The organism is Pseudomonas sp. FW306-02-D09B, from assembly GCF_058782685.1.
In genome coordinates, this window is the sequence record NZ_JBYSXY010000019.1 from 39070 (window position 1) to 57381 (window position 18312).

General features: G+C 55.9%; 19 protein-coding genes. 8 read left to right on the forward strand and 11 right to left on the reverse strand.

Features of this window, described 5'->3' with window-relative positions; all coding sequences use genetic code 11:
• Nucleotides 1-16 precede the first annotated feature (16 nt).
• Together AC3WK5_RS25105 and AC3WK5_RS25110 are read right to left on the reverse strand one after the other, a co-directional pair.
• Nucleotides 17-727: a methyltransferase domain-containing protein gene (locus AC3WK5_RS25105; RefSeq protein ID WP_103317992.1), complete on the reverse strand. Its 711-nt coding sequence runs from the start codon at nt 725-727 to the stop codon at nt 17-19.
• Nucleotides 728-870: 143 nt separating this feature from the next.
• Entirely contained in the window at nt 871-1635 is a 765-nt protein-coding gene (locus AC3WK5_RS25110; protein WP_103318065.1) for a substrate-binding periplasmic protein, read from the reverse strand.
• A 326-nt stretch (nt 1636-1961) separates the two neighbouring features.
• On the opposite strand from AC3WK5_RS25110, the gene AC3WK5_RS25115 reads away from it, so the two are divergent.
• Complete coding sequence (locus tag AC3WK5_RS25115; RefSeq protein WP_103317989.1) at nt 1962-2846, forward strand: alpha/beta fold hydrolase; 885 nt, start codon at nt 1962-1964, stop codon at nt 2844-2846.
• 1 nt (nt 2847) lies between these two features.
• Here the strand turns inward: AC3WK5_RS25115 and AC3WK5_RS25120 are convergent, their stop codons facing one another.
• Nucleotides 2848-3618: a DeoR/GlpR family DNA-binding transcription regulator gene (locus AC3WK5_RS25120; protein WP_103317987.1), complete on the reverse strand. Its 771-nt coding sequence runs from the start codon at nt 3616-3618 to the stop codon at nt 2848-2850.
• Between the two features lie 265 nt (nt 3619-3883).
• Between AC3WK5_RS25120 and AC3WK5_RS25125 the strand changes: the two genes are divergently transcribed.
• From AC3WK5_RS25125 to AC3WK5_RS25135, 3 genes are all read left to right on the forward strand, one after another.
• A complete protein-coding gene (locus AC3WK5_RS25125) occupies nt 3884-5164 on the forward strand; it encodes a haloacid dehalogenase-like hydrolase (protein WP_054596945.1) in 1281 nt (426 codons plus the stop codon).
• 137 nt (nt 5165-5301) lie between these two features.
• The gene (locus AC3WK5_RS25130) at nt 5302-5742 is read left to right on the forward strand and encodes an anti-virulence regulator CigR family protein (RefSeq protein ID WP_054596946.1); all 441 of its coding nucleotides are present in this window, start codon (nt 5302-5304) and stop codon (nt 5740-5742) included.
• Nucleotides 5743-5929: 187 nt separating this feature from the next.
• Complete coding sequence (locus AC3WK5_RS25135) at nt 5930-6472, forward strand: hypothetical protein (protein ID WP_256585256.1); 543 nt, start codon at nt 5930-5932, stop codon at nt 6470-6472.
• A gap of 540 nt (nt 6473-7012) precedes the next feature.
• Here the strand turns inward: AC3WK5_RS25135 and AC3WK5_RS25140 are convergent.
• Nucleotides 7013-8563: a sensor domain-containing diguanylate cyclase gene (locus tag AC3WK5_RS25140; RefSeq protein WP_103317981.1), complete on the reverse strand. Its 1551-nt coding sequence runs from the start codon at nt 8561-8563 to the stop codon at nt 7013-7015.
• A 342-nt stretch (nt 8564-8905) separates the two neighbouring features.
• On the opposite strand from AC3WK5_RS25140, the gene AC3WK5_RS25145 reads away from it, so the two are divergent.
• Nucleotides 8906-9100, forward strand: coding sequence for a hypothetical protein (locus tag AC3WK5_RS25145; protein ID WP_054596949.1), 195 nt, complete (start codon nt 8906-8908; stop codon nt 9098-9100).
• A gap of 251 nt (nt 9101-9351) precedes the next feature.
• Here the strand turns inward: AC3WK5_RS25145 and AC3WK5_RS25150 are convergent, their stop codons facing one another.
• The 3 genes from AC3WK5_RS25150 to AC3WK5_RS25160 all read right to left on the reverse strand — a co-directional run bounded on the left by AC3WK5_RS25150 (nt 9352) and on the right by AC3WK5_RS25160 (nt 11873).
• The gene (locus AC3WK5_RS25150; protein WP_103317978.1) at nt 9352-9708 is read right to left on the reverse strand and encodes a hypothetical protein; all 357 of its coding nucleotides are present in this window, start codon (nt 9706-9708) and stop codon (nt 9352-9354) included.
• A gap of 717 nt (nt 9709-10425) precedes the next feature.
• A complete protein-coding gene (locus AC3WK5_RS25155) occupies nt 10426-11538 on the reverse strand; it encodes a CapA family protein (RefSeq protein WP_103317974.1) in 1113 nt (370 codons plus the stop codon).
• A 128-nt stretch (nt 11539-11666) separates the two neighbouring features.
• Complete coding sequence (locus AC3WK5_RS25160) at nt 11667-11873, reverse strand: hypothetical protein (RefSeq protein ID WP_103317972.1); 207 nt, start codon at nt 11871-11873, stop codon at nt 11667-11669.
• A 277-nt stretch (nt 11874-12150) separates the two neighbouring features.
• Between AC3WK5_RS25160 and AC3WK5_RS25165 the strand changes: the two genes are divergently transcribed.
• Nucleotides 12151-12414 carry a hypothetical protein gene (locus AC3WK5_RS25165; RefSeq protein WP_054596954.1) on the forward strand — a complete coding sequence of 88 codons (264 nt, stop codon included), beginning with the start codon at nt 12151-12153 and terminating at the stop codon, nt 12412-12414.
• Between the two features lie 91 nt (nt 12415-12505).
• On the opposite strand, the gene AC3WK5_RS25170 is transcribed toward AC3WK5_RS25165, so the two are convergent.
• Nucleotides 12506-13006 carry a hypothetical protein gene (locus AC3WK5_RS25170; RefSeq protein ID WP_103317971.1) on the reverse strand — a complete coding sequence of 167 codons (501 nt, stop codon included), beginning with the start codon at nt 13004-13006 and terminating at the stop codon, nt 12506-12508.
• Between the two features lie 198 nt (nt 13007-13204).
• Between AC3WK5_RS25170 and AC3WK5_RS25175 the strand changes: the two genes are divergently transcribed.
• Complete coding sequence (locus AC3WK5_RS25175; RefSeq protein WP_103317968.1) at nt 13205-13807, forward strand: GNAT family N-acetyltransferase; 603 nt, start codon at nt 13205-13207, stop codon at nt 13805-13807.
• 170 nt (nt 13808-13977) lie between these two features.
• On the opposite strand, the gene AC3WK5_RS25180 is transcribed toward AC3WK5_RS25175, so the two are convergent.
• From AC3WK5_RS25180 to AC3WK5_RS25190, 3 genes are all read right to left on the reverse strand, one after another.
• A complete protein-coding gene (locus AC3WK5_RS25180) occupies nt 13978-14652 on the reverse strand; it encodes a DUF3313 domain-containing protein (RefSeq protein ID WP_103317966.1) in 675 nt (224 codons plus the stop codon).
• 283 nt (nt 14653-14935) lie between these two features.
• Nucleotides 14936-15616 (reverse strand): phytanoyl-CoA dioxygenase family protein, encoded by a 681-nt coding sequence (locus AC3WK5_RS25185; RefSeq protein WP_103317964.1) that lies wholly within the window; start codon nt 15614-15616, stop codon nt 14936-14938.
• A 337-nt stretch (nt 15617-15953) separates the two neighbouring features.
• Nucleotides 15954-16853, reverse strand: a complete 900-nt coding sequence (locus AC3WK5_RS25190) for a LysR family transcriptional regulator (protein ID WP_103317963.1) — start codon at nt 16851-16853, stop codon at nt 15954-15956.
• Nucleotides 16854-17057: 204 nt separating this feature from the next.
• On the opposite strand from AC3WK5_RS25190, the gene AC3WK5_RS25195 reads away from it, so the two are divergent.
• Nucleotides 17058-18299: an MFS transporter gene (locus tag AC3WK5_RS25195; protein WP_103317961.1), complete on the forward strand. Its 1242-nt coding sequence runs from the start codon at nt 17058-17060 to the stop codon at nt 18297-18299.
• Nucleotides 18300-18312 lie beyond the last annotated feature (13 nt).

The window sequence follows — 18312 nt, forward strand, 5'->3', positions numbered from 1 at the left end:
GACTGTTCAGCTGAGGTCACGGCTTGCGAGCCAGACAAAACACGGTCAGACCGGCCAGACGGTTTACGCGCATGAACGGAAGTTCGAGGGTGCACAGCGTCTTCAGCAGGGTATTGACCAGCGGATGATGGCGCTTGAGTTGCGAGCGTGGTGCCGACGGTTGTGCGCCTGTTGGCAACAACCGCAGGGTCGCCGCAATCGGGAACACCAGGCCGAAGTAATAGACCCCTTGCATCACCGTCAAGCCGGCGTCCCTGGCCACCGTTTCCAGTTGCGGCAAGGTGTAGCGACGCTTGTGTTCGAGGAACTCGTCGTGCCCGCTCCAGAGAAACCGGAACGCCGGCACCGTCATCAGGAAACGGCTGCGGGACGGGACTTTATCGACATAGGCCTTGAGCAATCCGACATCGTCATCGACATGCTCCAGTACGTCCATCAACAGCACCAGATCGGTGTCCACCGAATCAATCGAACGACGGTAGTGCAGCGGTTTACCGGCGGTTGTGGTGTCTGAGTCCGCCTCATAGCTGATATCAACGCACCAGGCCTCGGTGGCGGTTGTCCGGGCCAGCAGATGCTGGGTGAAAAAGCCGGAGCCGGCGCCAATGTCGAGAATCCTTTTGACGGGGGTATCACCCAGCAGACGAGTCATCGCCGCAGCTTTTGAACAGTAATACCAATGCTGACCGATGCTTGAACCGAGAATGTCGATTTCCTTGAGATCCATGGTTCAGTCCCTGGTGGTGTAGACCCGGCGCATCCGATGTCGATCAGTTGCAGACCACCAGCAAAGGTGACGGCGACCATCAGCGAAGCGTAGTCCGGTACCGGAGAGACTCAAGACCGCGCTGCATGTATTTGAAACAGCGCTTATTGCGACAAATAGCCCTTTTGTATTCGTGCCAGGGTGCCGTCCCTGCGAAGCGTTTCAACCGCTTTGCGCAAGGCTCGTATTTGTTGAGGGGAACATTGTTTCGAGCAGGCCAGATAGAGATCTGTTCTGTTCATGACGGGACTCATCAGCAGCGTGCGTCGAGACACCTTCGACCAAATGTATTGAGTTTCCGGGACACCGTTGAACCAGGCATCGATGCGTCCTCTCAAAAGCATTTGCGCGGGGTTGTCGCCAATGGTCAGCGGGTAGATCTGTCGGTTGTCGAAGCCCTGTGCGCGCAGGATTTCCTCTTGTGCGCTACCCAGGCCTACACCGATCACGCGGTAGGTTTTCCTGGCTTCAGCGAAGCTGCTCACTGGCCGGTCAAGACTGAAAAAGGCTCGCTCCATGGACATGACGGGAGCGATCCAGCTGAAGTGCTCCTCACGTTCTGGCGTACGTGACAACGGGGCTATCAGGATGTCCTGCTTCTCACTGACGTGTTTTTGCGCTCTGGCCCAAGGCAGCGCCTGTACATCAGCGGCATAGCCGGCGTTGGCAATGGCCATCAGGACAGCGTCTCCGACGATTCCGTGACCTTTGGGATCATCGACAAACGTCAAGGGGGGCGCATCGGGGATAAACAGTTCAACCGGTAATGGTGCACCGCACGCGTTATAGGTCATCAGCAGCGATACCGACAGACATAGCCTGCAAAGGGCTGTGGTCCAGGTGCTCGATACGCGTGTGGTCCGGTTCATGATTGATAGTTCAGGCATTGGAAGTAGAGGGTCGACTCAACTCATCGCCGACTCAAGGCGGTAAGCATCTTCCCATAGGTGCAGGTGTTAAGCGATGGCAGCGAACCCGGGCGAGGCCTCTACATCGGGTTTTAGAGTCCGGGACTGCGAGTCGGATCATCGTGTGCCACGGGGCAACGAAATAACTCGTTCGGGCTCTTGCAGACGGGAAAATCCCTGCTTAACTCTGAACCTCCGGTCAGTCAGTGACTTATCAGTCACAAAGACCGTCCGGGAAGTCGCTCACGCTGTGCGCTTAGTTAAATTTGTTCAGGGAAGAAAATGACATGATGCCGAAAACTGCCATCGTCGAGATTTGCAAGAAGTACAAGGTTTATACCGAGCACTATCTCAACGCCGCCGCTGACAAAACCATCATTCTGGTCAACGGCTCGCTGGCAACTACCGCATCCTTTGCTCAAACGGTGCGTTACCTGCAGCCGCGATTCAATGTGGTGCTGTACGACCAGCCTTACGCCGGTCAGTCGAGAGAGCACAACCTTCATGGCCAACCGATCCGAAAGGAAGACGAGGCGCAGATCCTGCTGGAATTGATCGAACACTTTTCCGTGCACCATGTGCTGTCCTTTTCCTGGGGCGGCGCGGCGACCTTGCTGGCGCTGGCCCAGCGGCCGCGTCGAATCGAGAAGGCGGTGATCAATTCATTTGCAGCGCGGATCAATGCGCCGATGCGCGATTACCTGGAGAGCGGCCTGAACTTTCTCCAGGCCTGTGATCGGCCCAATGTCGGGCACTTGATCAACAGCACCATCGGCAAGCACCTGCCATCGTTGTTCAAGCGTTTCAATCACCGGCATGTCAGCAGCCTGGCCGAACACGAATACCGGCAGATGCATTTCCACGTCAACGAGATCCTGACCCAGGACATCCACTGCTACTCGGTCTGTGCCGACGCGATCGAAGTCCCGATGTTGTTCATCAACGGCGAATGGGATGAATACACCTCGGTGGAGGACGCCCGGCTTTTTGCCGCTCATGCCCGTCAGTCCCGGTTCCATACCATCAAGAACGCCGGGCACTTCCTCGATATGGAACACCCGGCGGCCTGGCATGACACACGGCAGGCCTTACTCGGCTTTCTGCAGCCGGCTTGCGGCACATCGAATCAGGTCCGTCATCACGCTTTCAGTAGAGAAGCCTCACTGATGTGAGCTACGCCAGGATGATGTGTTTCAGCTTGGCGTTCAATGCAGCGAACGCTGCTTCGGTGCTGGCCTTGTGGTTGGTGATGAGCACGTCGATGCGCTCTGGGGGACAGAAGGCTACGCGGCTCTCCACGCCGATCTTGCTGTAGTCGGCGAGGATGACCACGCGCTCGGCATGCTCGGCCATGGCGCGGGCCACTTCGGCCTCACGGTGGTCGTAGTTGCTGGCACCGCGCTGGGCGTCGATGCCGACGGGCGACAACAGCGCGAGGTCGGCCCGATAGCGGCCAATCTCTGCCACCGTGGTGCCGCCAACCGTAGCGGGAGCACGGTCGTCGAGCGAACCGCCGAGCACGATCACCTCGTTGTGCTGGCCGCCCGAGGTGGCGGGATTACGCAGTTGTAGCGCCACGTTGAATGAGTTGGTGATCACGGTCAGCCCGCCCAGCTTCGCCAGCTCTTCGGCAAGAATGACAGTGGTGGTGCCCGCGTCGATAAACACGGTCTGTCCGTGCGACAGCAGGCCGACCGCTGCCCGCGCGAGGTCACGCTTGAATTTGACATTGCTGTGCGCCCGCTCGGCGATGGGCGCTTCGTCTTCGACGCGAATGGCGCCGCCGTGTATCCGCTTCAACTCCCCAAGGTCTTCCAGGGCGACCAGATCGCGCCGCACGGTCTCGCGTGAAACATTCAGCTCCGTGACGATGCGGTCGGTGGTGACGCGCTGCAACGTCGATAGCAGTGCGCGGATTCGCTGGTAACGCTCTTCTTGCCACATGCCTGGTGTCCCTGCTGTTTGAGTCGCTTTCCGAGGATGCATTGTGGAGGGGCGTCGGTCACTGTCAAGTTCGCCCCGGCCTCCATCAGCATCGATCAGGCGCGGTCTGCAAATCATCAAAATGTAATATTGTGGCAATATTGTGTTTTTGTGTATTTGAAGTTAGCCTCGTCGCGGGACGTTTTTTCCCCTCGTCCTTATTTTCGAAACACGCTTTCGCCATCGCCTCGGTTGTAACCTATCGTCTAGAAGTAGGAGCTATACCATGCAGCGTCGCCAGTTTCTGAACACCCTCGCTACTGTTTCCGTCGTAACCCCGCTGTTGTTGTCCTCCCGTATAACGCAAGCCGCCACGCCCGCGGCCACACCGAGCGCGCTGGATCCGGCACGCTGGTCGCCACTGAACACCCAGCGCCTGCAGGCGGTCATTGACCAGCACGGCGTCAAAAGCGCGTCTTACCGTCCTGACCAACGCCCGTACGCGGTGTTCGACTGGGACAACACCTGCATCATGAATGACTGTGAAGAAGCGCTGTTGGTCTATCAGATCAATCATTTGCAGTACAAGCTGACGCCCGATGAGTTCGCCGCCGTGCTGCGCCAGGACGTGCCGAACGGCGCGTTCATGAAGGACTACACCACGGTGGACGGTAAACCGGTCACCATGGAAGACATCTCCAGCGACGTGGAAGCTGACTACCGCTGGTTGCACGCCAACTACAAGGGACTTGCGGGCGACAAAAGCCTGGAAGAGATCCAGGCCAGCGAGCAGTACAAGGACTTTCTCGCCAAGCTCTACTTCATGTACGACGCGATCTGCGACAGCTACCCGGTGGAAATCGGCTACAAGTGGATTCTGTACTTCTACAAGAACATGACCACGGCCGAATTGCAGGCGATGGCCGAGGCCTCCAACAACTACGCCATGGGCGACGCGCTGCGCAAGGTCAAGTACGAGAGTTCACGTACGTTGCCGGGCAAGGCAGGGGTGGTGGCGGACACGCACTTCCATGGCATTCGCATCCATGAGGAAATCCGCGGCCTGATGCACACGTTGCGCGCCAACGGTATCGACGTCTACGTCAGCACCGCCTCGATCGACGACGTGGTGCGGGTGTTCGCCGGCCACCCCAACTACGGCTACGGCGTACCGCCCGAGAACGTGATCGGCCTGCGCATGGCGATGGAAAACGGCAAGTACACCAGTCGCTATCAACCGGACTGGCACTTCAATTACGGGCCGGGCAAGACCGTCGGCATCAAGAATGTACTGGTGAAACAGAAGGGCTACGGCCCGGTGCTGGTGGCCGGTGACAGCGACGGTGATGCATGGATGCTGCGCGACTTCAACGACACGGCGGTGGGCGTGATCGTCAACCGCATGAAGAAAGGCGAGATTGGTGCCGACAGCCAGCAGGCTGCCACCCAATTGGGTAAGCCGGACGCCCGTTTCATCCTGCAGGGGCGCGACGAGCATACCGGTCTGATGATTCCGGACGAAAAATCGCTCAAGTACGGTAAAGACGAACGTAAGTTGCTGGCCTGATGGTGCTGGCTCGCGGGTGGTCAACGGCCATCCGCGAGCCGCAATGTACGACTCTGATCAGCTTGGCCAGAGACAGGAACTAAACCCTCCAATACCGTCTACAGTGCAGGGGATAACCCTTATCTGAGAGAACGGACATGTTCAGATCGCGCTCGCTGATTGCAGCTGTTACCTGCCTTGCCCTTGTCACGGGTTCTGCGACAGCTTTTGCCGACCCGGGTAATGGCGGCGGCCAGGGCCATGGAAACCAGGGAGGTCATGGCAAGGGCAAAAAACCGTACGATGACAGAAGCTGGGACCAAGGGCCGAGCATCGACCGTGGCAGTGTCCTTGGCATCATCGGTGGTTACCGCGACTACTGGAGACCAGGTCCGGCACTACCTCCCGGTATTCAGAAAAACCTCGCCCGCGGAAAACCCCTGCCTCCCGGTATCGCCAGGAAACTGGATGGCCGGCTGATCGGCAGATTGCCTCATTACGATGGTTATGAATGGCAGCAGGCCGGGACCGATCTGATTCTTGTCGCTATTACTACCGGGATTATTTATGAGGTTCTAAACGGCGCTCTCGATCAGTAGGCAGAGTGCCGTTGAGTCAATGTTCGCATCGTCCTGTTTGTGCGGCTGGCTAACAAGAAGGCATCGACTGTCAGTGCAACCGATTCCATCAATACAGGGGCATGGATCCGTTCGTCGTCTGTTCTGAACTACAAGCAAGTGCTTTTGTCAGACAATTTGTAAAAAACGAACCACTATGGAATCTATCATGCCTTTGAAAAACAAGAAGCTAGCCGCAGTTATGTCGTGCGTATTGATGATTGCTGCCGCGCCTCTGCTCCCCGCCGGGTTGTCTGTAATGGGTACGGCCTATGCCAAAGAAGGTGGTGGTCACGGCGGCGGTAACGGCGGCGGTAATGGTGGTGGAAATGGTGGTGGTGGCGGAAATGGCGGCGGCAGCGGTGGCGGTGGTGCTCATGCGGGTGAAGGTCACTCTGCGGGCGCCAAGAGCAATGGTCGCGCTGAAGGCCAGGAAACCGATCACGACGGCCGGGCTGTTCGAGACCGTGGATTGAGCGGTAAACACCTTGGACGTGATCGCGATGACCACGTTGGACGTGACCGTGATGACCACCTTGGACGTGATCGCGATAGCCATCGTGGTCATGGGGCAGTGACTTCGGGTATTGCGCACTCGAAAACAACGCGAGGGGTGACGAAAGCGACGGCTATCTCGGCGACAACGCCCGGTGATCACAATGCAAAAGGTTTGAGTAAGGCAGTGACTTCGACCACTGACAAAATCCGATAAGCACAACGCATTCAAAAAGCCGGGAAGCCATTGGTTGCCCGGCTTGATGAGAAGGTCAGTCTGACCGAGAAGCCCTGCAAGTTTACGCTTGCAGGGCTTTTCTCGTTTTCGGCCGGGGATCGGCTACAGTTGAGAAGTCATCGATAGGGAGATCTCATATGAAGTGCTTAATTTGTCAGGCTGCCGCCAAGACTGTTCACGCGCCGGGAGACTGCTCAGAGGTCAAATGCTCAGCCGGTTGTGGACACTTCAAAGTCTCGGCCAATCTTGTTGCGAAAATGACGTTGACGCACGAATCCTTTGACCTTGAACGTACAAGGCGATGGCTTGAGATGGCCCGCAATGATGATCCCGTGCCCTTGATATCGACCTACGATTACAACGTTTCCCTATTGCATTGCGATGCCGAAGGGAAGATGGCCAGTCGGCCAAATCGTTCCAGGGAATCGGTAACGTCGGATTAGATGGAGATTTTTGCTTCGAGGTGACGAAGCGGCCAGCTACTGCTTGGCTGCTTTTTTACTGCCGTCGCCATCCTTGCTAATTTGATATGACGGTCCTGTTTCTCCCGCTGGACTTGGCGATGTATAGCGCTTTGTCGGCGATATCCACCAAGCTCTCTACCGTATCGACTTCCCGTTCGGAGAGTGAACTAATGCCAATACTGATCGTGACCACCCCTAGTGGAGAGTCGCTGTGTTGTATTTTAGCGTGCTCCAAATCGAGTCGGATTTTTTCGGCCAGCAGGAAAGCCCCGACATAATCGGTGTTTGACAGTACAACGGCAAACTCTTCCCCGCCGTACCGGGCGGCGAGATCACCGGTTCGGTTTACATGCTTTCTGATTATTGCGCCCACGGCCTTCAGGCACTCATCACCCTGTACGTGGCCGTAGAGGTCGTTGTAGCTCTTGAAGAGGTCAACGTCGATCATGATCAGTGCGGTGCCGTCCAGTTTCTTGCGTTTTTTCCTGGCAACTTCAGCTTCTATGAAGAAATCAAAGTGGCGTCGGTTGGCCAGCCGTGTCAGTCCATCTTCGAGGGCCATCAAACCAAGAATCTTATTGGCTTCAATGTAGTCTTTCTGAGAGGCTTGCAATTCTCTTTGCGCTTGAATTTGCTGACCCATGAGTTTGATGAGTCGATAACCAATAAAGCTGAGGATTATTAATAATATGGAGGAAATGATCAGGCTGGCGAGGGATTCGCTCCGCCAGTCCGCCAGTACTTCATTTCGATCAAATTCGGCGACGACGACAAGGGGGTACCCATTAATGCGTCTAAAACCTATGACCCGCTCGACACCGTCGATAAACGATTTTATGGTCGCCGTGCCGGAGTTCACGTCAGGCTTTAACAGGGCGAACACTTCGCCTTTTGATATGTTAATGCCGATGTCCTGGTCGCGAAATGGCTTGCGCACCACAATGTTGCCGCTGGAACTCACCAGATTGATGAGGCCATTCGTTCCGGTGTCCACACCTTCGTAAAGATTGAGGAAGTAGTTTAGGTAAATGGTAGCAATTGTGACGCCGGCAAAACTCCCGTCTGGATGGTTGACTCGGCGCGATACCGTCATGATCCATTCATTTGTTGAACGACTGCGTATGGACGGGCCAAGATAAGGGCCCGGGTCTGTATGGTCGCGATGATAAATGAAGTAGTCACGGTCCGAGTTGTTGGCGCCTGCGGGTATGACACCGTTTGAATTGAGTAGCCAGCGTCCTTGTTCATCATAGATAAAAAAGCCATGTATTTGAGGCAGGCGTTTTTGTTGTATTTTTAGTAATTCTTCCAGCTTTTTTAAGTTTTCTGCGTTGCTGCCTTCTGTTTCCAGTCGTTCCTTGACCCCTATAAGTACTGTGTCAGCCTGCGTAAGGGTTGCCTCGATATTGGACGATAAAGTCTTCGAGAGATTTGACATCTCGGTTTCCTTGTCGTGCAAATGGTACTCCAGGGAGTTGAAGATTCCCCATGTACTGATTGCTATCAGCGAGATGCATACGATGGCCACAAAGAGGATGACGTGTCCGACTTTGAGTTTGGCATCGGTCCACCCAGCGGAAAAAAATGAAGCCTTCCTTGTCAACATGAAATCCTGCCATTCGACGTGGGTATCAATAGTTAGCGTATTCTATTTTTTTTATACCGTTGAGGTATTTTGGGCGTGGGTATTCGTTTTCGCCATATGCGCATCATGCTTATTGCCAAATGCGCAGGCGGTCAGGTGACGATAGCGCTATTGACTCATGAATCATGCCTGCCCCTCGAAGAGCGACGGTGTTGCCCCACGCAGGAGGGCACGAGCATCAAGAAAGCGGTCATGGCCCAGATCAGATAGGGGAGGCTCAATGCGCAGCCCGTGTCGGTATGGAATCTTGGAGATTACTGGAGTAAAAAATACCTTACCTGCCTCAATCCAGAGGATGTGCAAATGGTCATTACCATCAAAGAGCGCGATGAGCATCACATGTCTCATGAATCAAGTAGCGCGGGAATCAGGATGTGGGATGTCTTTCAGGGAGATGTTCTGGTCGGCGTCTATCACAGTGAAGCTGAGGCGTTGAAGTACAAGGATTTGCTGGAGAGCGGTCGATTGGACAGCCACAAAAAACCTCCGAAAAGATAAGCTCAACGGAGTGAAAAAGCCCAGCCCAGTGCTGGGCTTTGTTGGTTTTGAGGCGGATGGATGACTAGCAGTCAGCAGAGCGTGTCTGTTCAGTTGTGAATTGTTCAGAATTGGCTTGAGGACGCGGTGTTATGGAGCGCGTAAGGTTTACCTGTTCGCCCTGCCAGATGCTTCAGGAAACGTGCTGAGTGGCCAGCTGCTGGTCAGGGCGAACACTTGCCGCTATAGCGGCTGACTTTGAGGGGAGGGGGTTACTTGAGGGGAGAAGCAGAGATCTTTGAGTAAGTACCTTTATCGGTAGTGGCCAGTAAGCAGCGGCCATCCTTGAATTTTGCGTAGAAGGTTATTTCCCTTTCTGTATCGCATAGTAACCAGCCTGCCACTAGCCCGATCGGCCCTAGAAGCAATGCTCCCGCCAGACTCCATCGAATGACGCTGCCTTTCTTGTTGACGACTTCTTCGGTTGCTGTTTCCAGCGTTTCCAGATTTGACAGGGGAATCTTTAGTTCGAGAGAAGGTTTCAGTGCGGATTTCAGAGTGAAAAATCCAGATTGAAATTCAGCATCGCCTGCCAGAAAGTCACCGAATATCAACGTTATTTTCGACATGATTTTTTCTTCGTGTGATCTGGTCTGGCCCGTTGAGTACTGGGCTCCAAAGGCTCCCCTCAGTCAATCGACTTGCGACAAAAGGCGAGGCCGCGGTCACTTGATCGATACCCGTCGAGGGTATTCAAGACCGTCCGATCGAGTTCAGGGCTGCCGGTTTCTCTGTGGGTAAAAGGAATTTTTTGTCGAGGTAGCGTGACGGTTGGAAATGGTCTATTAATTGACAACCTGCACCGTGAGGGTAGGCGAGAAGTCAGCGCCTGGAAGACGTTCGATGATGCCCGGCGGTGGGGCATGAGTTGGCGGCTAGATTGCTTGGTCGTGGAAACTGACAGGTGCTCGGGAGTGGCTCATGTGGTGTTTGATCTGCTCGCAAGACGCGCGACATATTGAATCCGCAATGGATGGCATTGAACTGATTTGTCCTGAGTGCGGGCATTTCGGCATATCCGGCATCGTTATGAGGGAACGGAACGAGCGAAAATTCGATGTCGAGCGAACCAGGGTCTGGCTTCATCGCGAACGCGAGATCAACCCTGACCGGTGTCCGGTTATCAATAGCTTGAACGTTACCTGGGCGTCAGAGCCCTGACGGTTGAGATCCCATAGGTTATCCAGTTGAATCCAGCGGGTTGGCTACCATTCGAGTGAGGCAGGGCGTTACTGGGATTCGTACAGGGAAATGCGTTGCTGATAACGTCTCGCCAATCTCAATTCCTACCAACACAACGTGAAGACATTTTTCGCGCCTGGCTGGATGCGGCTGCCCAAGCGTGCGCATTCGCGAGAAAGGGTGTCGTGCAGCCATTGACGATTATCCCCTTCGGCGCGACAGATGCGAAAGCGATGAAGGTGGATGGGGATCAGGTCCAGCGATTGCAGGCACCCGCTTGGGTCCAGGGCGGCAAAGTACAGAAGCCCCAGGTCGCCACGAAAGTCTGCGTGGTTCTCGATACCTTCGTAATCGTTCAGGAGATCACCGCAGCCATAGAGAATCAGGCGTTCGCGGTACACCTCGATACCCTTGATGTGGTGCGAGGAATGCCCGTGCACCACGTCGACTCCGGCCTCGTCGATCAACGCATGGGCGAACCGGACCTGCTCCCGCGGGATATCGAAGCCCCAGTTACCGCCCCAGTGAATGGAGGCGACCACCCGGTCTCCCGGTTTTTTGCCCACAAGAATCCGTTTGGCCACAAGGTCCAGGCTTTGCATCGACAGGTCCTCCAGCCGCGCAACGCCTGCGCGCTTGTCCGTGGCGGCCCAGTCCGGTGGGATGCCACAGTCGGGGGCCCCGAGGCCAAACACCAGCAAGCGCTCTCCGCCAGGCTGCGGCAGCACGGCAGGCGCTTCGGCAGTTTGCCGGTTACGCCCGGCACCGGCGCTGCGCATACCGTTGCTCGACAGGGTGTCTAGCGTATCGGTAAGACCGGCTTCCCCCCAGTCCAGCACATGGTTGTTGGCCAGCATGCAGCAGTCGATGCCGGCTGCGCTGATGACCGGGAAGTTCTCCGGGCTCATGCGGTAATTGATGCCTTTTGGCTCCGGTCGTCCGCGGCGGGACACCGCAGTTTCCAGATTGATGATGCGTGCATGTGGCTGGCGAAGTTCGAACTCATCCAGCGCGGTGCCCCAGACATAGGCGAAATCGACCGGGCGGGGAATCGGGCCATTGAGCCTTTCTGCCAGACGGACGTAATCGCCGGCATGCTTGACGTAAGCTTCGTAAAGCCGCGGATCGCCAGGATGCGGCAGTACCGAATCGATGCCGCGGGCGGTCATGACGTCGCCCGCGAGAAACAGCTTCAGCGTATCGCTGACAGCGGCCATGACACCCTCCCGGATATCCCGATCAGCTCACCGCACGTTTTGCTCGCACACCGTTCAAAATATCAATTTTTCTGCGTGGCCTGCGACAAGCCGATGACGAACCAACCCGGTATTGAGATCAAACGCTGTCAGAGCAAGTAGCCAGTTGCCTGTTCGAAGTGGTTGTCCTGCACCCCGGCGATCAGGTGCAGTGGAATGTGCTGTTGTGCATCGATGGTGGCGATTTCAAAGCTGCCCACTATTTGAAGGTGTCGCTCACTCAGCCCGGTCGACTCTTCTTCGTTTGCCTTAGCCATTCTCGCGTGGTTCGCTGCGATTTCATTGAGAGTTGACACGTTACATCTCCGGTGACTGACCAGGCGTATCGCTGGAGTCCTTAAGCGTTAATGTTGATTGCTGCCGCGTCAGAATTATGTCGTCCTGGGGCCGCTACGGGCGTACTTAGCAATCCTTGAGCCGTATCCTGCACCACGTTTTAATAGGCGACGAATGGTGTCGTAGAGTTCTCTCTAAAGGACTTTTACCGAGACCGAATCCTTTGGTCAGGAAATGCGAACATCTCTTTGCAGACAGCGTTCTAAACAGGTATGGGAGCTCAACAGGAGAAGCATCATGGTTCAGCGCCGCCGACACCATATCTCGCAGATATCTCTTCGATTAGAGGGCTTGCGCGCCAACCTTTCGCAATTCAAGCAAGACGAGCTTGAAATACAGGAGACATTACGTGGATCTCCTGCACTCGAGATCGAAAAAGCTCTGGATGAGGCGTTTGACGAGATACGTGAATCGATAAACCATACCGAAGAACTCTTGAACGCGTTGGTTCAAGAGGCTGAAAGAGGTCGTGAAACGCAGGCGAGCCAAGAGGCTGGTTAAGATGTTCAAGGTCGGCTGAGGTGGAATGAGAAAGCCCGCAACCGGCGGGCTCTCTGCATCATACTGGAGCATGAAGACGTAAAGATCGGCTCTACTGATCTTTATCCTGATCTTGTTTGGTGCTCGAATGTTTGGTGCTCGAAGTAGCAGCGTTACTCAGCCCCTTTTCATTGTGATCGCCAGGTGTGGTGGTCGAGATCGCAGTGGCCTTTGTAAGTCCGCGTGTGGTTTTGGAGTGTGCGATCCCTGAAGTCGCCGAACCATGACCTTTGCTGTCATGGCGAATACTCCCGGTGTGCTTGCCACTGATTCCATGATCCCTGATTGCTTTACCGTCATGATCGCTATCCAGGCCTTCGCTACGGCCAGTGCTATCAGCGTCAGCAGTACGGCCTTCGCTACGGCCATTGCTGTCAGCATCAGCAGAATGACCTACTCCCTGGCCGCCGGCGCCGCTACTGCTGCCGTGACCTGCACTGTTTCCGCCGCCACCACTTTTTGCATAGGCAGAGGACATTGGGAGTAAAGGCGCTGCAGCCAGCATCATTACGCATGTCATCAAAGCTACGAAATTCGTCTTCTTTAAATGCATGATGGCGTCCATCGATGTGAGTGGGTTTGCATGAATTAGGACGCACGGCATTCGTTTATAGTTCTCAGGCTTCAGACCGACGGTGCGAGTAGTTTTTTTACGTCACTACATTGTCGCAAGCACTATGTGCTGGATGCCTCCGCACCTATGAGGGGCGAGGTTTAGATCAGGCATGTCATTTCAGGAGAAGGGATAACAATGATCCACCGTAAGCCAACAGAGCCTTGGGCTGTTGACGCGATAGCCTACATTCGGGCCTCTTCGGCTTTGAAACGAGAGTTTGCTTTGCTGCAAAACCGTGTCTATCCGGAGACGGGAGAAGATGAAATCAATACGGCGATACCGCTGCACGATCCGGTGTTCGATGCATTCTCGTTCTATACCTGCGCGCACGACAGGGTCGTCAGTTATGCCGCGGTCGTAATGAAAGCGATTGAACATGCGGGTGACACATTTGAAATCGCCGGGCTGAGTTGCGTCATGACCGATCCAGATTGTCAGGGGCGAGGCCTTGGGTTGAAGACCGTCGCCGCGGCGACTCGTTGTATGGAGCGCAGTAATCTTGATATCGGCGTCTTCACGTGTGATCCGCCGCTCGCTCGTTTCTATGCGCAGGCTGGCGGCTGGTCTGTAGCGCCCAATATCGTCCTGATCGGCAACCAGGATGAAGAGGCTTTACGCAGCGATACGTTGGGCAAAGTTGTCATGTTGCGGCTGTTTTCGCAGAAGGCAATCGCGAATGCATCGACATTTACGCACGGGGTTATAAATCTCGCCTTGCCGCAAGGGCAGTTTTTATAGTCCGGGTGTCAATGTGCTCTGCCGCTTGCTGCTCCTGTGTAGCGTAGCTGCATAGACGTAGGCGGGCGCCCGAGTGGCTGGCGCCGTCAGATTGGACGGCACCAAGCTTTTCCTGCGGGGGCTGAGATAAGAAGCACAGTCATCCACGGAAGCTGACTGACACTTCATTGCTATTCGATGAATGCTTGTATATCGCTGTCCAGTTTTTTGATCGCCGCTTTGAAATCGTTAGCGGTAACCGGCTGGCTTGCATTTTTCAATTGTTCACCGAAGACCTTGCGCACCACTTTGGCCACAGTCCGGCCATTACTTGCGTCGATTATCTCGGCCTCAATGTACAACTCGGTCTCTTGATTACGGTGGCCGGTGGCCGCCTGAGTCGCGCCTATCGCGGCCGCAACCGGAACCACTTCATACCATTTCATACCTTCATTGGACGTGCTGACCCCGGTAATCGCAGCGCGTACGACCAGGACTCGCGAACCGGCAGGGGCCGACGGAACATTGGGTACCACACGGTACTTCTGGCCCAGTGCGCTCTTGGCATTGTTCGTCATGTAGGTTTGCAACTGGTCCAGCGTCTGGCGGTTGACCCGTTCATTGGGCTGTGGTGTCGGGTACAGTTCCAATCGCTTGAAGGCCACCGTGTCATAAGCGTTCGGGTTCCAGGACGGGGTCACCCAACGCATGGCCTTCTCACCGCTGGGTGTACTGACCTCCTGCAAATTGTTGTAGTCGGGAAGAAACCCTGAGTACTGTTCCTTCTCCGTGACTCTTGAAGTGCATCCGCCGAGCAGCAGACCGCTCAAGGCAACGCCGACAAGCATTTTTCTGGACAGACTCATACTGTTTACTCCATGGATTAAGACGTTCTATACCGCATCGAGTTGACGGCAGTGACAGGCTATAGGGCTAATACCTGCACGCTGGATTCCTTATGACGCGGCCTGCATAGAGTGCCTTGTGTCCTTTGCTGGAGTATGTCCCGCTTATTTCCATGCAGTAGAAATGTTACCCAAATGAAATATATGGCTGGCCGGTGTTCCAGTTTTTTCTCCTTCGGAAAAATGTTCCCGTTGGGGCACTTTGGGTGAGCGTGTATCCAACAGTCGACTCAACCTGGTCAGGCTATATAACCCCGAAGGCAAAATCCGGGGGATCGAATCGATCGGTCGTGTCCATCCGAATACTTCGCAGGCTCATCGTTTCCAGGTGTGACGCATATAGAGGCTCCGAAAAATAACTTATCAGGATGGAGCGACGGCGTGCGCCGATTAAGTTCAGACTGGCCGCATGCACTAAATCGACATCAAACACCAGGATGTCACCCGCAGAGCCTGAAAGCTGCACGGACCGGGACTCGTCATTGAAGTCGAATGGCGGCTCTCCCTGTTCAGGGCGATGGCTGCCAGGGACGATACGTGTCGCGCCGTTCTCGGGACCATAATCGTCGAAATAGGCCAGGACATTCACAATGTCGCCTGGCCGTTGGGCCGACAAGTCGCGGTGCAACTGCTGATGACCGCCACCTGCAAGAGGCTCGCGACCTTCTACCTGCGAGAGGAAGAACCGTTCTCCGATCAACTCACCCACCACCGCCAGCACCTCCGGCAGACGACACACAGCCTGAATCTTCGAGTCAGCGTCCAGCAGCGAATGGCGCCAATCCATGCCACGCGGCACTGGCCATTGGTCCGCCGGCTTCACGCCGGCATCGAACACGGCACGAAGGTCATCCAGCCACTTGGTCGGAATCGCTCGACGGAGCAGTGCATAGCCATTTCGATGAAGTTGCTCGCGGTCAGTCATGGATTCCTCAATTCCCTCGCCATTTACGCGTCTTGCAAAGCGCCCCCGGGCTGGACAACAGCATTGGGCAATGATCGGCCAATGTTTAAGCGTAGCTTTTACGAGTCTAGTGAGCAGAGCGAGCGGTGTTGAGTATTAGCTGTGGGTGACTGAGCGTTTTTGGTCCACTAGCGACGGGCCGGGGAAGGCCTGTTCAGTGGAAAGTCGGGAACTGGGTAGTGGGCTTTCTGTATCGGGAAAATTGGGGGGATTTATGCGTGCCAACTTTCAAATCGGTTCGATTGCCATACTTGGTGCACAGATAGAGAGGTGGCGCCGGTTTCAATGAAGGGGAGTGCTACCGGCCCTGCAAAAGTTCATCGACCACGCCCAAGAATGCCTCGACTAGCAGGGTGCGTCCTTGTGTTCGCGTGAGTATCAGCAGTTGCGCGCAGGCTTCGGGGTCTGCCAGCGGGCGGTAGGTCACCCCCTTTTTGGCCAGGGTCCTGGTGCACTGGGGCACCAGAGCGACGCCTTGGCCAGCGGCCACCAAGGCGATGATCGAGGTGATCTGTCGCCCAGACGGACCTGGACGTATTGGCAGACCGTTGTATCGGTACAGATGCTCTATGGATTCATTGAGCCCGGAGCCATAATCGGCCGGAAACAGAATCAACGGGTGCGCACTGAGCTGGGCCAGGGTGACCTTGTCCTGGCTGGCCAGCGGGTTGTCACTGGAAAGGGCGGCCACCAGTGGTTCTCCCCCGAGAGACAATACCTGTACATCGGTTTGCCCGCTTTCAGGCTGCAGCCGGCTCATGCCGATATCGATGCGGCCATCGACTACTTGCGAATAAAGACTGCCGGAAGCACTTTCCACCAGCGTCAGCTGAACCTCTGGGAAGCGCTGGGCAAAGGCTTGAATGGTTTGGCTGAACAGATCCGACAGCGCAATCGAACTGGCGTAACCCAGCGCCAACTGACCGGCCGATCCGGCGGCAAGCTTGCCGGCGATGACTTCGGTCAGGTTGGCCTGTTCCAGTACGGCCCGCGCGTAAGGCAGGAAATGCTGGCCTTGTGCTGTTAGCGTTACCGTGCGGCTGGTGCGGTCGAACAGGCGAAAGCCCAGCTCGGATTCCAGGGCCGAAATATGTCGGGTCAAGGGTGGCTGGGCGAGGTGCAGGCGCAACGCTGCGCGGCCGAAGTGCAGCTCTTCGGCGACCGTCAAAAAGTAACGTAACTTGCGTAGGTCAAGCATCCTGTTCCTTGGGTATTGATCGGTCCGAATTCGGTATTGGTGTTCGGCAGGCTGCGTATTCTATAAAGACCTCCGAGAATGAATCGAGAGGTCTCATGAGTTCGCGTCTGCATAGCGCTCGGTGATTGTCGTCGCGGCGCTGCTACAGTTCCTGATGCCTTCCTGCTTGAATATCAACGTCCCACTCTCCAGCCTCTCAATACGATGAATGATTTGAAAGACGAAGTATCTTCCCTGCGCGCGTCGCAATCCGCCGATGCTTCAGTCCGTCGCCGATCCCTGGTGGCTGGCTGCGGTGCTCACGCCGTACATGATGGGCTGACCGACGTTATCTATGTGCTGTTGCCGATCTGGCAGTCGCAGTTCGGCATGAGCTACGCCCAGATCGGCCTGTTGCGCGGTGTCTATGCCGGGATGATGGCCGGTTTTCAACTGTTGGCGAGCCGGGCCGCCAAGCGATGGGGGCGAGAGCGCATGCTGGTGGGCGGAACGGCACTCGCAGGCCTGGCTTATTTGCTGGCGGGGCAGGCTGGCGGGTTGACGGTGATGTTGTTGGCGCTGCTGTTGGGAGGATTGGGCGCCAGTACTCAGCACCCGCTGGCATCTTCGTTGATTACCGATACTTACGAGGCGGGCGGAGGTGTCAAACAAGCGTTGTCGCAGTACAACTTCTCCGGCGATATCGGCAAAACGTTGATCCCGGGGTTGATCGGTCTGTTGCTGACAGTCATCAGTTGGCGCGCCAGTGTCACGCTACTGGGTCTGCTCGGGTTGGCGACAGCGGGCCTGCTGTGGTGGCTGATCCCGGCTCGTGCCGAACCTTTGTCCACGCACGGCAAAGCGACCAAGGCGATCACGGGTAACGGTTCTGCCATCGGGCTGCGCGCGTTGATCCTGACCGGTACGCTGGACAGCGCGGTGCGTATGGGGTTTCTCACTTTCTTGCCATTTCTGTTGAAAGACAAGGGCGCCGGGACGGCAGGCATCGGCCTGGCGTTGACGATGTTGTTCGTGGGGGGCGCGTTCGGCAAGTTGCTGTGTGGCTATCTGGGGGCACGCATCGGTATGGTGAAGACGGTGTGGCTGACCGAGTTCACCACGGCGGTGTTGATCGTCATGGCGGTGTATCTGCCGTTTTTCGGCCTGATGGTGATGTTGCCGCTGCTGGGGCTGGCGCTGAACGGCACGTCGTCGGTGCTGTATGGCGCCGTGCCGGATCTGGCGGGGCCGGGTAAACGCGAGCAGGCGTTCGCGGTGTTTTACACCGGCACCATTGGGGGTGGTGCGCTGGCGCCGGTGTTGTTTGGCAGCCTCGGTGATGTCACCGGTGTTCCCGTCGCGGTGATTATGTTGGCTGCCACCTTGTTGCTGACACTGCCGTTGTCCTGGTTTGTGCAGAGAGGTCTGGACGCTGATGCACGATCGCGATACCTGTTTCAGGACTAGACAGGGTCAAGAG

Coding starts and splice junctions, on each gene's coding strand:
- AC3WK5_RS25105 (WP_103317992.1), bottom strand. CDS start 727: ATGGATCTCAAGGAAATCGACATTCTCGGTTCAAGCATCGGTCAGCAT.
- AC3WK5_RS25110 (WP_103318065.1), bottom strand. CDS start 1,635: ATGAACCGGACCACACGCGTATCGAGCACCTGGACCACAGCCCTTTGC.
- AC3WK5_RS25115 (WP_103317989.1), top strand. CDS start 1,962: ATGATGCCGAAAACTGCCATCGTCGAGATTTGCAAGAAGTACAAGGTT.
- AC3WK5_RS25120 (WP_103317987.1), bottom strand. CDS start 3,618: ATGTGGCAAGAAGAGCGTTACCAGCGAATCCGCGCACTGCTATCGACG.
- AC3WK5_RS25125 (WP_054596945.1), top strand. CDS start 3,884: ATGCAGCGTCGCCAGTTTCTGAACACCCTCGCTACTGTTTCCGTCGTA.
- AC3WK5_RS25130 (WP_054596946.1), top strand. CDS start 5,302: ATGTTCAGATCGCGCTCGCTGATTGCAGCTGTTACCTGCCTTGCCCTT.
- AC3WK5_RS25135 (WP_256585256.1), top strand. CDS start 5,930: ATGCCTTTGAAAAACAAGAAGCTAGCCGCAGTTATGTCGTGCGTATTG.
- AC3WK5_RS25140 (WP_103317981.1), bottom strand. CDS start 8,563: ATGTTGACAAGGAAGGCTTCATTTTTTTCCGCTGGGTGGACCGATGCC.
- AC3WK5_RS25145 (WP_054596949.1), top strand. CDS start 8,906: ATGGTCATTACCATCAAAGAGCGCGATGAGCATCACATGTCTCATGAA.
- AC3WK5_RS25150 (WP_103317978.1), bottom strand. CDS start 9,708: ATGTCGAAAATAACGTTGATATTCGGTGACTTTCTGGCAGGCGATGCT.
- AC3WK5_RS25155 (WP_103317974.1), bottom strand. CDS start 11,538: ATGGCCGCTGTCAGCGATACGCTGAAGCTGTTTCTCGCGGGCGACGTC.
- AC3WK5_RS25165 (WP_054596954.1), top strand. CDS start 12,151: ATGGTTCAGCGCCGCCGACACCATATCTCGCAGATATCTCTTCGATTA.
- AC3WK5_RS25170 (WP_103317971.1), bottom strand. CDS start 13,006: ATGCATTTAAAGAAGACGAATTTCGTAGCTTTGATGACATGCGTAATG.
- AC3WK5_RS25175 (WP_103317968.1), top strand. CDS start 13,205: ATGATCCACCGTAAGCCAACAGAGCCTTGGGCTGTTGACGCGATAGCC.
- AC3WK5_RS25180 (WP_103317966.1), bottom strand. CDS start 14,652: ATGAGTCTGTCCAGAAAAATGCTTGTCGGCGTTGCCTTGAGCGGTCTG.
- AC3WK5_RS25185 (WP_103317964.1), bottom strand. CDS start 15,616: ATGACTGACCGCGAGCAACTTCATCGAAATGGCTATGCACTGCTCCGT.
- AC3WK5_RS25190 (WP_103317963.1), bottom strand. CDS start 16,853: ATGCTTGACCTACGCAAGTTACGTTACTTTTTGACGGTCGCCGAAGAG.
- AC3WK5_RS25195 (WP_103317961.1), top strand. CDS start 17,058: ATGAATGATTTGAAAGACGAAGTATCTTCCCTGCGCGCGTCGCAATCC.